This window comes from Streptococcus parasanguinis, assembly GCF_016648855.1.
GTDB lineage: Bacteria > Bacillota > Bacilli > Lactobacillales > Streptococcaceae > Streptococcus > Streptococcus parasanguinis_L.
Genome location: NZ_JACLQU010000011.1, coordinates 32,460 through 46,762, shown reverse-complemented (window position 1 = coordinate 46,762; position 14,303 = coordinate 32,460). Strand labels below are relative to the sequence as shown.

Sequence of the window (14,303 nt, the reverse complement as noted above, 5' to 3'; positions counted from 1 at the left end):
TTGAAAAGTTTTACAATGATGGGGGTCAGAATTGACCCTTTAACAATGGCTGAAACCGTTGCTGCTACAGAACAATTCGTACGAGATAAAAAACCACTCCATTTGATGGGGGTCAACGCAGATAAGCTCAATCAATGTGCGACAGATGAGGCTATCAAGAAGATTGTCAATGAGTCTGAAATCATCAATGCAGATGGTGCTTCTGTTGTTCTCGCTGCGCGCTATTTGGGCTATTCTGTGCCAGAGCGCGTGGCAGGCATCGATTTGATGCAGGAATTGCTCCATTTGGCCAATGAAAAAGGTTACTCTGTCTACTTCTTCGGGGCAAAAGAGGAAGTCTTGACAGATATGCTGACCATCTTTAAAAAGGATTATCCGAATCTCCGAGTAGTGGGACATCGCAATGGCTATTTCTCCACTGAAGAAGAGGAGACTATCCAAGAAGATATCCGTGAGAAGAATCCAGATTTTGTCTTTGTCGGGATTACCTCTCCTAAAAAGGAGTACTTGATCCAGAAGTTTATGGACAATGGGGTGAACTCTGTCTTTATGGGAGTGGGAGGAAGCTTTGATGTCCTATCAGGTCATATCAAGCGGGCACCTATGTGGATGCAAAAGGCCAATCTGGAATGGTTGTTCCGTGTGGCCAATGAACCAAAACGCCTCTTTAAGCGCTATTTTGTAGGAAATGCCACTTTTATTAAGAGAGTAGTACATGAAAAACGGAAAGCAAAAAAATAATATTCTGCACATTTCGCGGACCATGGATATCGGTGGGGCAGAGCGCATTGTCTATCAGTTGGCGACAGACCTCAAGGATGAATTTGACCAGGTTCATGTTGCGTCTACTGGTGGATTGTGGGAAGAAAAACTAGCAGAGAATGGGATTCAACACCATCGGATTCTAGATGTCGATAGCAAACAGCCAGCTACTGTCCTCAAGATTCTTGCTAGTCTTTCCAAGATCATCAAAGAAAATGAGATCACTATTGTTCACACCCATCACCGGATGGCTGCTTTCTATATTCGTTTGCTGCAGATGCGCCATCCAAAATTGATCCATGTCTATACAGCCCATAATGTTTTCAAGGATAAATTACCACTTTATAAATTCGCCCTAGGAAAGGCTCGAACGGTTGCTGTCAGTCAAGCTGTCCAGGGAAATATCCTTAATGATGTAGGGTCAAAAAACTCTATTGTGATTTATAATGGAGTGAAAATGAAACAAAGTGAGCATACAGTAAATGAAATTACTCAGTGTGACGGTATCAAAATAGGCTGTATCGCTCGCCTGTCCGAACAAAAAGGGTTACCCTATCTGATCCAAGCCATGTCACTTGTGACAAATCCAAGTGTATCCTTGTTTCTTATCGGTGACGGAGAATTAAAAAATGATTTGATAAATCAAACAAAAGAGTTGAATCTGGAAGAAAGAATTCATTTTTTGGGCTACCGTAGTGACGTGGTAGAGTGTATCAATAGCTTTGACTTTTGTGTTCTTCCATCGATCTTTGAAGGATTTGGATTGGTTGCAATCGAGGCCTTTATGAACGGCAAAACGATGATTGCAACAGATATTCCAGGTGTGAACGAAGTGGTGAATTCTGGCAATGGGATCCTCGTCCCAGCTGAGGATCCGCAGGCCTTAGCTCAAGCAATTAAAAAATTGGCAGAGGATCCTGAGAAAAGAGCCTCTTTAGCTGCTCGAGCAAAAAGAGATTATGATAACAAGTTTAGCTATCCGATCTTTTTAGACAACTATCGGAACTTTTACCAATCGATGAGGAAGGGTTCAAAATGAAAAAAGTAATGTTAGTGTTTGGGACGCGTCCAGAAGCCATTAAAATGTGTCCTTTGGTCAATGAACTCAAACAACACGATACCATTGAAACTGTAGTCTGTGTAACAGGGCAGCACAAGGAAATGCTGGACCAAGTGTTAGACGTTTTTCGTGTTGTTCCAGACTATAATCTTGGCATTATGAAGGCCAATCAAACCTTGTTTACTATTACGACCTCTATCTTGGAAAAAATCCAACCAGTCTTGGAGCAAGAAAAACCTGATATTGTCCTCGTCCATGGAGATACCACAACCACCTTTGCAACAGCTTTGGCGGCCTTTTATATGGGCATCAAAGTGGGGCATGTGGAGGCAGGGCTTCGGACTTACAATCTTCAAAGCCCATATCCTGAAGAGTTTAACCGTCAAGCTACTTCCATAGTGGCAGATTACAATTTTGCTCCAACCCAGGTTTCAAAAGAGAATCTTCAAAAAGAAGGACGGACAAATATTTTCGTTACGGGAAATACCGTTATTGATGCCTTAAAAACTACAGTCCAAGAAGACTACGACCACCCTATTTTGGAATGGGCGAAAGGAAGCAAGCTCATCATGTTGACGGCCCACCGTCGAGAAAATCTTGGAGAACCCATGGAGCACATGTTCCGTGCGGTCAACCGGATTTTAGAAGAGTTTGAAGATGTCAAGGTAGTCTATCCTATTCACAAAAATCCAAAGGTCAGAGAATTGGCTAGCAAGATTTTTGGAGAGAATGAGCGAATGAAAATCATTGAGCCTTTGGAAGTGATTGATTTTCATAATTTCATGAACCAAAGCTATATGATCTTGACAGACTCAGGTGGTGTCCAAGAAGAAGCACCTTCTTTAGGAAAACCCGTCCTTGTCATGCGTGATACGACAGAGCGTCCAGAAGGTGTGGCTGCAGGGACTTTGAAATTGGTCGGAACAGAAGAAGAAAACATCTATCGCAACTTCAAGCTCCTTCTGGAAGACCAAGATGAATACGAGAAGATGAGCCAGGCAAGTAATCCTTATGGGGATGGAACGGCTTGTCAACAGATTGTAGAAATTATCATGAAGGGATTAGCATAATGGAAAAGGTTTCGATTGTCATACCGGTCTATAATGTCGAGGAGTATTTACAGTATAGTGTCGGTAGTCTTAGACAACAGACCTATTCAAATATCGAAATCATCCTAGTCGATGATGGATCGACTGATCGATCAGGAGAAATTTGCGACCAGTATGCTCAGGAAGATGACCGTATTCGAGTGCTCCATCTTCAAAATGGAGGATTGTCTAATGCTCGAAATACAGGAGTGAAAGCTGCGACAACTGACTGGATTATCTTCCTTGATTCAGATGATTATTATGACATTAGAACAGTCGAATATTTGGTTAGCTTAAAAGAACAGTATAAAGTTGACCTTGTATCGACACCGGTTATTGAAGTCAGAAATCATGAGGACAAAGATTTTTCAGGAGATCTAAATGAAAAAAGTTCAAGGAAATTAGATCGTCATACAGCCCTCAAAGAAATGTTCTATGGTCACCACGTTGGGACCCATTCAGGAGGTAAACTCTACAAGAAAGAGATCTTACTCCAACATCCCTATCCAGAAGGAATGATTTATGAAGATTTGGCTGTTGCTTATGAACATATTGCTTGTTGTGAGGAAATTGCAGTTAGCGATCTAAATCTTTATAAATACTATCGAAGACCAGGGAGTATCGTCAATTCTTCTTATAGCGATCGGCTCTTGGATTTCTACAAGGCCATGGAATGGAACAGAGCCTATGTCGAGAGAGACTATCCTGATGATCCGGAAATGAAAAAAGCGCTCAATACCCGCTATGTCTTTAATGGCTTGCATGTGGTCCATGCTATGCTGGGTTCTCATATGTATGATCAGGTTAACAAAATTCGCAAAGAGTATCGTCGCTATTGGAAAGATATTCTAATCAATTCACATATTACAAGAAAAAATAAACTCAAATACCTTCTTTTGCTCCTTTCTCCTCATTTGTATCAAAAGGTGAGAGCAAAACTAGGCTAGATTGCTAAATAGCCATGTTCTAGAGAAGGAAAAAGAGACAACATCAGGAGGTTTAGGATGATTTATGCAGGGATTTTAGCAGGTGGAACAGGCTCACGGATGGGGATTACGGATATGCCCAAACAATTTTTGGATTTGGGTGGACGTCCTATTTTAATCCACACGGTTGAGAAGTTCTTATTGGTCCATGAGATTCAAAAGATTGTATTGGGGATTCATCCGGACTGGGTGACCTATACGGAAGATCTGGTCGACAAGTACTTGGCTTCTTATAAGGATCGGATCTTGGCTGTAGAGGGAGGAAGTGACCGCAACTCTACCATCGAAAACATTATCACAGCTATCGATGAGCTGCAGCCTTTGACAGATGAGGATATTATCGTCACCCATGATTCGGTTCGTCCCTTTGTTAGCCTAAAAACTATCCAAGAAAACATTGAATTGGCCAAGAGCCATGATGTTGTGGATACAGTGGTCGAAGCGACGGATACCATTGTTCAAAGCTTGGACAATACCTTTATCACGGATATTCCTGAACGCCAATACCTCTATCAGGGTCAAACCCCTCAAACCTTCAAAATGAAAGACTTTCTTGCCTTGTATCATGATTTAAGTGACCAACAAAAAGAAGTCTTGACAGATGCCTGCAAGATCTTTGTCATCAATGGTAAAAAAGTTGCCCTTGCAAAAGGGGAATATTCCAATATTAAAATTACGACGATTACAGATTTGAAAATTGCACGCGGTATGATTGAGGACAATTAATATGTTGAACCAAATCTTTCAGCTGACCCAGCCGAAAAATATCACCATCAAATACCAAGAAGAAGACATGAGCCGTGGAGACAAGGTGTTAATACGCCCCTATTACATGGCTATTTGTCATGCGGACCAACGTTACTATCAAGGGAAACGGGATCCTAAGGTGCTTAAAAAGAAATTACCCATGGCCCTGATCCATGAGTCGTCTGGTATCGTGGTAGCGGATCCTACGGGAACCTATCAACCAGGACAGATTGTGGCCATGGTTCCCAATCAACCTCCTCATCAAACAGAGGGTGTCTTCTTTGAAAATTATTTGGAGGGGACGCACTTCTTGTCTAGTGGCTTTAATGGTTTTATGCAAGAAGTCGTTGCTTTGCCACTGGATCGTGTAGTGGCTTATCCAGAGGAAGTTCGGGGCCCTGTGACAGCCTTAGCGGAATTTAGTAGTGTTGCCATGCATGCCATTCATCGCTTTGATCTCATTGCCCATCAACGAAGAGAGTCTGTTTTGATTTTAGGAGATGGGAGTCTTTCATATGTGGTTGCGACTTCTTTGCACTATCTTTATCCAGAGCTGAAGATTACAGTTGTTGGGCGTAATAGTGATAAACTACAATTGTTTAATTTCATTCATCAGGCCATTTTAACCAGCGAGTTGACAGACGATCAACGGTTTGATCACGCCTTTGAGTGTACTGGTGGCCAAGGAAGTGAACCGGCCATCAATGACATTATCGATCATATCAAGCCCCAAGGAACTGTGATGTTAATGGGGGTTAGTGATAACCGGGTCGCAGTTAATACAAGAGATGTACTTGAAAAGGGCTTGACTTTTGTAGGATCTTCTCGCTCAGGTCGTGAGGATTTTGAGCGGGCTGTAGAGATGCTGGCTAATCGTCGGGTCCAAAGCCGTTTGAAAAACATTATCCACGTTGATGGAGAAGTTCAAACCATTCCAGATATTCATCGAGCTTTTGCGACGGATTTGATCACACCGTTTAAAACGGTCTTCAAGTGGGGATTGTAGACAGTCATGAAAGTGTTAAAAAATTACGCCTATAATCTCTCCTACCAGTTGCTGGTGATTATCTTACCGATTATTACCACTCCGTATGTGACGCGGGTCTTTAGCTCGAATGACTTGGGGACCTATGGCTATTTCAACTCCATCGTCACCTATTTTATCCTTTTGGCGACCTTGGGAGTGGCTAACTACGGGACCAAGGAGATCTCAGGACACCGCAAAGACATTCAAAAGAATTTCTGGGGGATTTATACCCTCCAGTTAGGAGCGACATTTGTGTCCATCCTACTCTATGTCTTGCTGTGCTTGGCGCTTCCTTCCATGCAAAACCCTGTTGCCTATATCTTAGGGCTCAGTTTGGTTTCAAAGGGACTCGATATCTCCTGGCTTTTTCAGGGGTTAGAGGACTTCCGCAAGATTACGGTTCGGAATATCACGGTCAAACTGGTTGGAGTCATCTCCATCTTCTTGTTTGTCAAATCTGCTAATGATCTGTATCTATATGTATTCTTACTCACTATCTTTGAGCTCTTAGGTCAGCTCAGTATGTGGCTACCTGCTCAGGAATTCATTGGGAAAGCCCATTTTGATATGGCCTATGCACGGGTGCACTTAAAACCGGTCATTCTGCTCTTTTTACCGCAGATTGCTATTTCCCTCTATGTCACCTTGGACCGGACCATGCTGGGAGCTCTCGCCTCTACAAAGGATGTAGGGATTTACGACCAGGCCTTGAAATTGGTTAATATTTTGCTGACCCTTGTGACGTCTTTAGGAAGTGTCATGCTTCCGCGCGTGGCGAGTCTCTTGGCTTCCGGAGATCACAAGGCTGTTAATAAAATGCACCAAATGTCCTTTTTGATCTATAATTTGGTCATTTTCCCAATCATTGCGGGTATGCTGATCGTCAACGATGACTTTGTTCGATTCTTCTTAGGGAAGGATTTCCAAGATGCTCGCTATGCCATCGCTATCATGATCTTCCGTATGTTCTTCATCGGATGGACCAATATCATGGGGATTCAAATTCTCATCCCGCATGATAAGAACAAGGAATTTATGCTGTCAACCACGATTCCTGCTATCGTCAGTGTCGGGTTGAATGTACTCTTCTTACCTCATTTTGGTTTTATCGGTGCAGCCATTGTATCCGTCTTAACTGAATCCTTAGTATGGCTGATTCAATTGTACTATACCCGTCATTACCTCAAGGAAGTTCCAATTATCGGGTCTATGACAAAAATTATTTTTGCATCTGCTGTGATGTATGGCCTCTTGCTACTTGTAAAACCATTCCTACATTTCACCCCTACGCTGAACGTACTCGTGTATGCGGTGCTTGGTGGGATCATTTATCTGATCGCTATCCTATCTCTGAGAGTGGTAGATGTGAAAGAATTAAAACAACAATTTTTAAATAAACAGTAGAGAGTAGAAAGGAAGGATATGAATTTTTAAGTAAACAAAATCTTTAGAAAAGAATGCTATAGCAGGGGTGTTCCCTAAGCAGGCATTCTAATCTAAACAGAATGAGCTTTTCTTTAAAAATTCTTTATCAGGTAATTTAATGATAAAAATGAAATTTGACGATCTACTGGTTGGTTTTGTCGTCTCGATTGTGATCTTCTTTAATACAATATCCACTACGATGTTAAATAAGGGCTTTTTGCATGTTGGTGCGAGCTCCCTTTTAGTGGTTGTAGCTCTCTTATTGCTTCGTTTTTTTAATAAAATCTCGATTCCCTATCATTATCTAATCTTGTCTGCCATGTTATTGATGGTAGCTGTTATGGTTTATTTCAAGACGGATAAGTTAAATTTCTTAGTTTATTCTCTCTTAATGGTTTTACTGGTCAATGCGGATAGGAAAGTCATTTTAAAAACTTATGTAGGTGTTGCAGGTACGATAGTCCTTGCAGTATTTCTATTGTCACTGTTAAAGGTAGTTCCAAACTTACAATATAGTCGGGGTGCTGTTATCCGTAATTCATTTGGGTTTATCTATCCAACAGATTTCGCAGCCCATTGTTTCTACCTTTATGTCGCAATCTCCTATTTGCTAAAAGATCGGTATATTGGCTTACGATCTCTGAGTGGCGTTCTTCTAGCTCTCTTTATTATCAAGTTCTGTGACGCTCGTATGAATGCGATCTCGCTTTTGGTCGCTGTCTTGCTCTTTCTCTTCTTCTATTTCACAAAGGAGAAGAAGCTGAAGTTGTATCACTTGTTGCCCTATTCGGTCATCCTTTTTTCAAGTGGAATGATCTACTTGACCTATCATTTCTCCTGGTCATCTCCACTTTATGTTCAAATTAATCAATTCATTACAGGTCGGTTAGCCCTGGGTAAAAATGCTTTTAATTTATACCCCTTGAATTGGTTCGGAACAAGAGAGGTTCAGTTTATTGGATCCGGAGGAAGCACAGAGTCTGTCCTCAATTATAATTATGTCGATTCGTCTTATGTTCAGATGTTATTTACATATGGTATCGTACCGGTTGCTTTATTAGTCGGTATTTATGTCATTGTTTCAAAATATGAATTCAAGAAGGGGCGTTATTTATTTGTTGCAATTTTGTCCCTCATTGCGATTAACTGTATGATTGAAGCATTTTGGTTTGTACCGACTTATAACATCTTTATGTTCACACTCTTTGCGACAGAAGTTGTCAAGAAAAAGCCGGCCAATTCCCTCTCTTATAGTGAGGAAATTGGGGGGATTTGAAGGTCTAATTTATAGTAATGAGACTATGATATGGCCGAGAGTTTAGATATATTTTAAAATAGAAAAATAATGGAGTCTACTATGTACGATTATCTGATTGTTGGTGCTGGTTTGTCTGGAGCCATTTTCGCACATGAAGCTACAAAACGTGGTAAAAAAGTAAAAGTGATTGACAAGCGAGATCACATCGGTGGAAATATCTACTGCGAGGATGTTGAAGGCATCAACGTCCATAAGTACGGTGCCCACATTTTCCATACCTCCAACAAAAAAGTGTGGGATTATGTCAACCAGTTCGCTGAATTCAACAACTATATCAACTCACCAGTAGCTAACTACAAGGGCAGTCTGTACAATCTTCCCTTCAACATGAATACTTTTTATGCTATGTGGGGCACCAAGACTCCTCAAGAAGTCAAGGACAAGATTGCCGAGCAGACAGCTGACATGAAAGATGTTGAACCGAAGAACTTGGAAGAACAAGCTATCAAATTGATCGGTCCAGATATCTATGAAAAGTTGATTAAGGGCTACACTGAAAAACAATGGGGGCGTTCTGCCACAGATCTTCCACCATTTATCATCAAACGTCTACCAGTTCGTTTGACCTTTGATAATAACTACTTTAATGACCGTTACCAAGGAATTCCAATCGGTGGTTACAACGTCATCATTGAAAATATGTTGGGCGATGTAGAAGTAGAACTTGGTGTTGACTTCTTTGCCAATCGTGAAGAGCTAGAAGCTTCAGCTGATAAAGTTGTCTTTACAGGAATGATTGACCAGTACTTTGACTACAAACATGGGGAGTTGGAGTACCGTAGTCTTCGTTTTGAACACGAAATCTTAGATGAAGAAAATCATCAAGGGAATGCGGTCGTCAACTATACAGAGCGTGAGATTCCTTATACTCGTATCATTGAGCACAAGCACTTCGAGTATGGTACACAACCCAAGACAGTTATCACCCGCGAATACCCAGCTGACTGGAAACGAGGAGATGAACCCTACTATCCAATCAATGATGAAAAGAACAACGCTATGTTTGCCAAGTACCAAGAAGAAGCAGCTAAAAATGATAAGGTCATCTTCTGTGGACGGCTAGCAGACTATAAATACTACGACATGCACGTGGTCATTGAGCGTGCTCTAGAAGTCGTAGCAAATGAGTTTGATTGAAAGAAACCATAATCTATGAAATACTACTTAAAAGAAGAATTCCTGCATGATGTCAACGCAAAGAACGCAGGAAATAAAGCACGCAATGACGTAGAAAGTATTGTGAAAGAAGAAGGCTATCATCCTTTGGTCCTTTCTGTCGACAATTGGTATCAGATGAGTACCCTTGCGGCTCAACGCCATAAGGCGAAGGCTTTCGGTCAAGCCTTGGATCAACTAAAGCAAGGAGATGAGTTGCTGATCCAGTTTCCAATGCTTCACCATAGTTTTTTCTCAACCCATTTGGTTAAAAAAGCACAAAAAAGAGGGATTAAAGTCTATCTCTTGATTCATGACCTAGAAGTGCTCCGCCATGCCAATATGACGTCACTACCTTTAAAACACAGAATTCGGATGTTCCTTCAAGAAGCAAGTTTTCTCAAAGCGGCTGATGGGATCATTGCCCACAACCCGGTGATGAAATCTGTTTTGGTGGATAAAGGGATTGCGGAAGATAAGATTGTTAGCCTGGGCATTTTCGACTATTTGATTCCAAATTTCCAAGAGAAGAGTGGCCAAACAAAAGACCAGCCGATGATTGTGGCAGGTAATTTGGCCCAGGAAAAAGCTGGATATCTCTATGGTCTTCCTGCAGAACCTGCCTATAACCTCTATGGTGTTGGTTTTGATGAAAGTAGAGCTTTAGAGAATGAAACTTACTTTGGCTCCTTCCTACCGGATGAGCTTCCTGCAGCCCTTGAGGGTGGTTTTGGACTTGTCTGGGATGGGGATAGTGCGGAAACCTGTAGTGGTGTTTTTGGCGAGTACCTTCGCTACAACAACTCTCACAAGGCGTCGCTTTATCTAGCATCGGGCTTCCCGCTTGTAGTGTGGAAACAGTCAGCCTTATCTCACTTTGTGCTTGAGAAGGGCTGTGGGATTGCAGTAGAGTCGCTTCATGACTTGAAGGAGACAATCGACAATCTTTCAGATGCCGATTACCAAGATTTGGTAGACAATACCAAGCGTGTTGGCCAAGAAATCCGAGATGGTCACTACTTAAAGACGGCCTTAAAGCGTTTAGCATAAGATCAAAAGAAGTCAGACGGACTTCTTTTTTTAGTTTTTTAAAAAAATATCACTAATTTTAAAAATTTGCCTTATAAAACTTTTCATCGCTGAAACCGTGTGGTAAAATGATTAACGTATAAAATTTGTATAAAGGGAAGTTTATATGAAAAAGAAAGATCTTATTTTTTATGCCGGAGCGGCAGTCTTGATGGCTGTATCTGCTCAGGGAGTCAGTGCAGATGAGCTGGTTTCAAACGAGGCCGCTACTACTGAAGGCAACCAAGTCCAAGCTGAAAAAGCGCCAGAAGTGGCCGTTGCTGAAAAGTCGGTAACACCTGTCGCAAGCAACTATGCAGCACCAGCAAATGTGACCGAACAGCCTGTAGCACCTGTGAACAAGGTCGCGGCTTCAGAAAGTGGGGCTCCATCTGTAGAGAAAGCTACAGAAGCATCGACTACTGAGAAAGAAGAAACTCCTCTTCAGTCTAATACAGGAAGCACGACCTTCTTTAACACAGGCGCTCACGCTCCAGCTGGTCGTTCAACAGATGTGGCGGTTCAGCCAAAATCATTCGTTGATGTGAGTAGCCATAACGGAGACATTAGTATTGGAGACTACCGTACCCTAGCTAATAAAGGCGTGGGCGGTGTCGTTGTCAAATTGACAGAAGACACTTGGTACAAGAACCCGAATGCGGAGAACCAAATTCGTAATGCACAAGCTGCGGGTCTGCAAGTATCGACCTACCACTTCTCACGCTATACTTCTGAGGAAGCAGCGCGTGCAGAAGCGCGATTCTACATTGCAGCTGCACAACGTTTGAGTTTGCCAAAGAATACCCTCATGGTCAATGACTTTGAGGATGCCAAGATGCAGCCAAACATTAACCGCAACACCCAAGCTTGGGCTGACGAAATGCGCAAAAATGGCTACACCAACTTGATGTTCTACACCAGTGCTAGCTGGTTGGATGAAAACAACCTTCGCAAGAAAGGTCCTGTTAACACCGCTCAATTTGGGCTTCAGAATTTCTGGGTTGCTCAATACCCTTCTCCAAAACTGTCTGTAAACGATGCGAAAAGCTTGCGTTACAATGGGAAAGCTGGCGCGTGGCAGTTTACTTCTCAAGCGGAATTGCTTCCAGGAAAACACCTCTTTGACCACAGTGTGGACTATACCGGTCGCTTTACAGCGAACGCAAAACCTGCAGCGGATCCAACAGAAGGCAGCTTAAGTGGGAAGATTGACATTGTCAATAACGATACTATGACGGGCCGCTTTGACGTTGTCATCTCAAATGTTAAGGCACCAAATGGAGTTCGAAGTGTTTCTGTACCGATCTGGTCAGAAACAGGTGGTCAAGATGACCTTGTTTGGTATACAGCCAACCGTCAAGCAAACGGAACCTATACTGTTAATGTAAAAGCGTCCGATCATAAAAACTCAACCGGTCTTTATAATGTTCACCTTTACTATGTTCAGAACAATGGACAAATGACGGGTGTGGGCGGAACAACGACGACAGTAGCCATTGGAAAGAAAAATCAGACACCAGTGTCAGCTGATTTGACTATTGCAAAATCAGAAAAAGACGGTACCTTCACCATTACAGCTAAGAACCTTCAAGGCTTCGATGGCTACAAGGAAGTGAAGATTCCATTCTGGTCTCATGCGAATGGGATGAAAGACATCATCTGGTATACTCCGACTCGCCAGGCAGACGGTTCTTATACTGTAACAGCCAAAGCCAGTGACCACGAAAATGCTGATGGCAAATACGAAGCGCAGGTCTTCTATGTAGACGCCCAAGGTCAAAACAAATTTGTGAAAAAGGCCTTTATCGATTATACGGCGACAAAACCGGCCAATGCTGTCGCAGCTGATCTGACCATTACAAAATCAGAAAAAGACGGCACCTTCACTATCACGGCTAAGAATCTTCAAGGCTTCGACGGCTACAAGGAAGTGAAGATTCCATTCTGGTCTCATGCCAATGGGATGAAAGATATCATCTGGTATACTCCGACTCGCCAGGCAGACGGTTCATATACTGTAACGGCTAAGGCTAGTGACCACGAAAACGCTGATGGCAAGTATGAAGCTCAGGTCTTCTATGTGGATGCTAAAGGCCAAAATAAGTTTGTCAAGAAAGTCTTTATCGATTACACAGCTTCTAAGCCATCTGCTGATCTGACCATTACAAAATCAGAAAAAGATGGGACCTTCACCATCACAGCCAAGAACCTTCAAGGCTTCGATGGCTACAAGGAAGTGAAGATTCCATTCTGGTCTCATGCCAATGGGATGAAAGATATCATCTGGTACACGCCAACTCTCCAGGCAGACGGTTCATATACTGTAACAGCCAAAGCCAGTGACCACGAAAACGCTGATGGCAAGTACGAAGCGCAGGTCTTCTATGTGGACGCTCAAGGCCAAAACAAGTTTGTCAAGAAAGCCTTTATTGATTACAAAAATCAATCTCGTCCAACCGGCACTCTCTTGATTCAAAACAACAACAAGGATACGGGGACATTTGATGTCATCATCAAGGATGTCTACAGCCCTAAAGGGGTGCAGACTGTGCAAGTTCCTACTTGGTCTGATAAGGACGGCCAAGACGATATTCGCTGGTATGAAGCAACACGCCAAGCGAACGGAGATTACAAGGTATCTGTAAAAGCTAGTGACCACAAAAACTCTACTGGTAAGTACCATGTTCACCTCTATTACATTCAAAATGATGGTTCTCGGATTGGTATTGGTACCACAACAACAGACGTAGAAGTTAGAAATGCCATGACTAAGACGCAGGCTTCTATCAAGAATGTCAATGCAACGAACGGGACTTATACAGTAGCTGTAGATCAAGCGCCTCAGGGACGTCAGATTAAGAATATTCGTGTCGCAGCTTGGTCTAAAGCTCATCAAGAAAATCTTTACTGGTATTCCGCAACACCGACAGGTATGCACACAGAGATCACTGTCTCTACCAATAATCACGGTAACGAAGCGGGCAGCTATACCACTCACGTCTATGTAGACTACAAAGATGGGGGAGTTGAAGGTTTTAACCTCGGTCAGACAGCCTTGTCTCCACGAAATCAAAAGGTGAATCCACAAACAACCTATTATTCTCAACGGGATCCTCGTTGGGCTGGGAAATATTATGGTGTGAGCAATGTCGATCAGTCAGGTTGTGTGCCAACCTCTCTTGCTATGACCTTCACAGATATCCTTGGTAGAACTATTTTGCCAACAACAGTAGCTGATTATCTCTACAACAATACTGATTCATTCAACAAAGGTGAAGCAGGAACAGATTCTGATGGGATTGTAGCTGCCACTCGTAACTGGGGCTTGAAGAGCCAATTGATTAATGGAGCTGGAGGCATTGCAGAAGCCCTCATGGCTGGCAAGCATGTACTTGCTGCAGTAGGTAATAGCCAATTTACTAGTGATCCTTATACTCATGAATTGGTCTTGCATGGTTATGACAATGGAAGAACCTATGTTCGCGATCCATATAATAGCGGCAACAACGGCTGGTACTCCATCAATTATCTTCACTCTATTAAGAGTAAGGACCCGATGGATAACAAGCTTGGAGCACCTTTCTTCTCAATTTTTGCATAAGCTAATCAGAAGGCCAATCTGGCCTTCTGTTTTCTTTAAAAATAGGATTCTTCTCATGATATTGTT

Annotated in this window: 11 protein-coding genes; all 11 read left to right on the top strand. The window is 42.4% G+C overall.

Features of this window, described 5'->3' with window-relative positions:
- Positions 1 to 15 precede the first annotated feature (15 nt).
- The 11 genes from H7T92_RS07525 to H7T92_RS07475 all read left to right on the top strand — a co-directional run bounded on the left by H7T92_RS07525 (position 16) and on the right by H7T92_RS07475 (position 14,237).
- A complete protein-coding gene (locus tag H7T92_RS07525; RefSeq protein ID WP_375788532.1) occupies positions 16 to 741 on the top strand; it encodes a WecB/TagA/CpsF family glycosyltransferase in 726 nt (241 codons plus the stop codon).
- Positions 716 to 1,801 (top strand): glycosyltransferase family 4 protein, encoded by a 1,086-nt coding sequence (locus H7T92_RS07520; protein WP_023919857.1) that lies wholly within the window; start codon positions 716 to 718, stop codon positions 1,799 to 1,801. Before H7T92_RS07525 ends, H7T92_RS07520 begins: the two co-directional genes overlap by 26 nt.
- Positions 1,798 to 2,892: a non-hydrolyzing UDP-N-acetylglucosamine 2-epimerase gene (gene wecB, locus H7T92_RS07515; RefSeq protein ID WP_201037434.1), complete on the top strand. Its 1,095-nt coding sequence runs from the start codon at positions 1,798 to 1,800 to the stop codon at positions 2,890 to 2,892. Before H7T92_RS07520 ends, wecB begins: the two co-directional genes overlap by 4 nt.
- On the top strand, positions 2,892 to 3,857 hold the full coding sequence (locus H7T92_RS07510) for a glycosyltransferase family 2 protein (RefSeq protein WP_049492596.1): 966 nt from the start codon (positions 2,892 to 2,894) through the stop codon (positions 3,855 to 3,857). Before wecB ends, H7T92_RS07510 begins: the two co-directional genes overlap by 1 nt.
- A 57-nt stretch (positions 3,858 to 3,914) precedes the next feature.
- The gene (locus H7T92_RS07505) at positions 3,915 to 4,622 is read left to right on the top strand and encodes an IspD/TarI family cytidylyltransferase (protein WP_201037433.1); all 708 of its coding nucleotides are present in this window, start codon (positions 3,915 to 3,917) and stop codon (positions 4,620 to 4,622) included.
- 1 nt (position 4,623) lies between these two features.
- Positions 4,624 to 5,649 (top strand): zinc-binding dehydrogenase, encoded by a 1,026-nt coding sequence (locus H7T92_RS07500; RefSeq protein WP_023919850.1) that lies wholly within the window; start codon positions 4,624 to 4,626, stop codon positions 5,647 to 5,649.
- Between the two features lie 6 nt (positions 5,650 to 5,655).
- Positions 5,656 to 7,074, top strand: coding sequence for a flippase (locus H7T92_RS07495; protein ID WP_201037432.1), 1,419 nt, complete (start codon positions 5,656 to 5,658; stop codon positions 7,072 to 7,074).
- 139 nt (positions 7,075 to 7,213) lie between these two features.
- Positions 7,214 to 8,371: a polysaccharide polymerase gene (locus tag H7T92_RS07490; RefSeq protein WP_201037431.1), complete on the top strand. Its 1,158-nt coding sequence runs from the start codon at positions 7,214 to 7,216 to the stop codon at positions 8,369 to 8,371.
- A gap of 81 nt (positions 8,372 to 8,452) precedes the next feature.
- Positions 8,453 to 9,550 (top strand): UDP-galactopyranose mutase, encoded by a 1,098-nt coding sequence (gene glf, locus H7T92_RS07485; protein WP_201037430.1) that lies wholly within the window; start codon positions 8,453 to 8,455, stop codon positions 9,548 to 9,550.
- A gap of 15 nt (positions 9,551 to 9,565) precedes the next feature.
- Positions 9,566 to 10,618 carry a sugar transferase gene (locus H7T92_RS07480; RefSeq protein WP_201037429.1) on the top strand — a complete coding sequence of 351 codons (1,053 nt, stop codon included), beginning with the start codon at positions 9,566 to 9,568 and terminating at the stop codon, positions 10,616 to 10,618.
- Positions 10,619 to 10,763: 145 nt separating this feature from the next.
- Positions 10,764 to 14,237, top strand: a complete 3,474-nt coding sequence (locus H7T92_RS07475) for a GBS Bsp-like repeat-containing protein (RefSeq protein WP_201037428.1) — start codon at positions 10,764 to 10,766, stop codon at positions 14,235 to 14,237.
- Positions 14,238 to 14,303: the final 66 nt, after the last annotated feature.

Excerpts from the sequence above, each read along its gene's own strand:
- H7T92_RS07525 (WP_375788532.1), top strand. The coding sequence starts at position 16 with ATGATGGGGGTCAGAATTGACCCTTTAACAATGGCTGAAACCGTTGCT.
- H7T92_RS07520 (WP_023919857.1), top strand. The coding sequence starts at position 716 with ATGAAAAACGGAAAGCAAAAAAATAATATTCTGCACATTTCGCGGACC.
- wecB (WP_201037434.1), top strand. The coding sequence starts at position 1,798 with ATGAAAAAAGTAATGTTAGTGTTTGGGACGCGTCCAGAAGCCATTAAA.
- H7T92_RS07510 (WP_049492596.1), top strand. The coding sequence starts at position 2,892 with ATGGAAAAGGTTTCGATTGTCATACCGGTCTATAATGTCGAGGAGTAT.
- H7T92_RS07505 (WP_201037433.1), top strand. The coding sequence starts at position 3,915 with ATGATTTATGCAGGGATTTTAGCAGGTGGAACAGGCTCACGGATGGGG.
- H7T92_RS07500 (WP_023919850.1), top strand. The coding sequence starts at position 4,624 with ATGTTGAACCAAATCTTTCAGCTGACCCAGCCGAAAAATATCACCATC.
- H7T92_RS07495 (WP_201037432.1), top strand. The coding sequence starts at position 5,656 with ATGAAAGTGTTAAAAAATTACGCCTATAATCTCTCCTACCAGTTGCTG.
- H7T92_RS07490 (WP_201037431.1), top strand. The coding sequence starts at position 7,214 with ATGATAAAAATGAAATTTGACGATCTACTGGTTGGTTTTGTCGTCTCG.
- glf (WP_201037430.1), top strand. The coding sequence starts at position 8,453 with ATGTACGATTATCTGATTGTTGGTGCTGGTTTGTCTGGAGCCATTTTC.
- H7T92_RS07480 (WP_201037429.1), top strand. The coding sequence starts at position 9,566 with ATGAAATACTACTTAAAAGAAGAATTCCTGCATGATGTCAACGCAAAG.
- H7T92_RS07475 (WP_201037428.1), top strand. The coding sequence starts at position 10,764 with ATGAAAAAGAAAGATCTTATTTTTTATGCCGGAGCGGCAGTCTTGATG.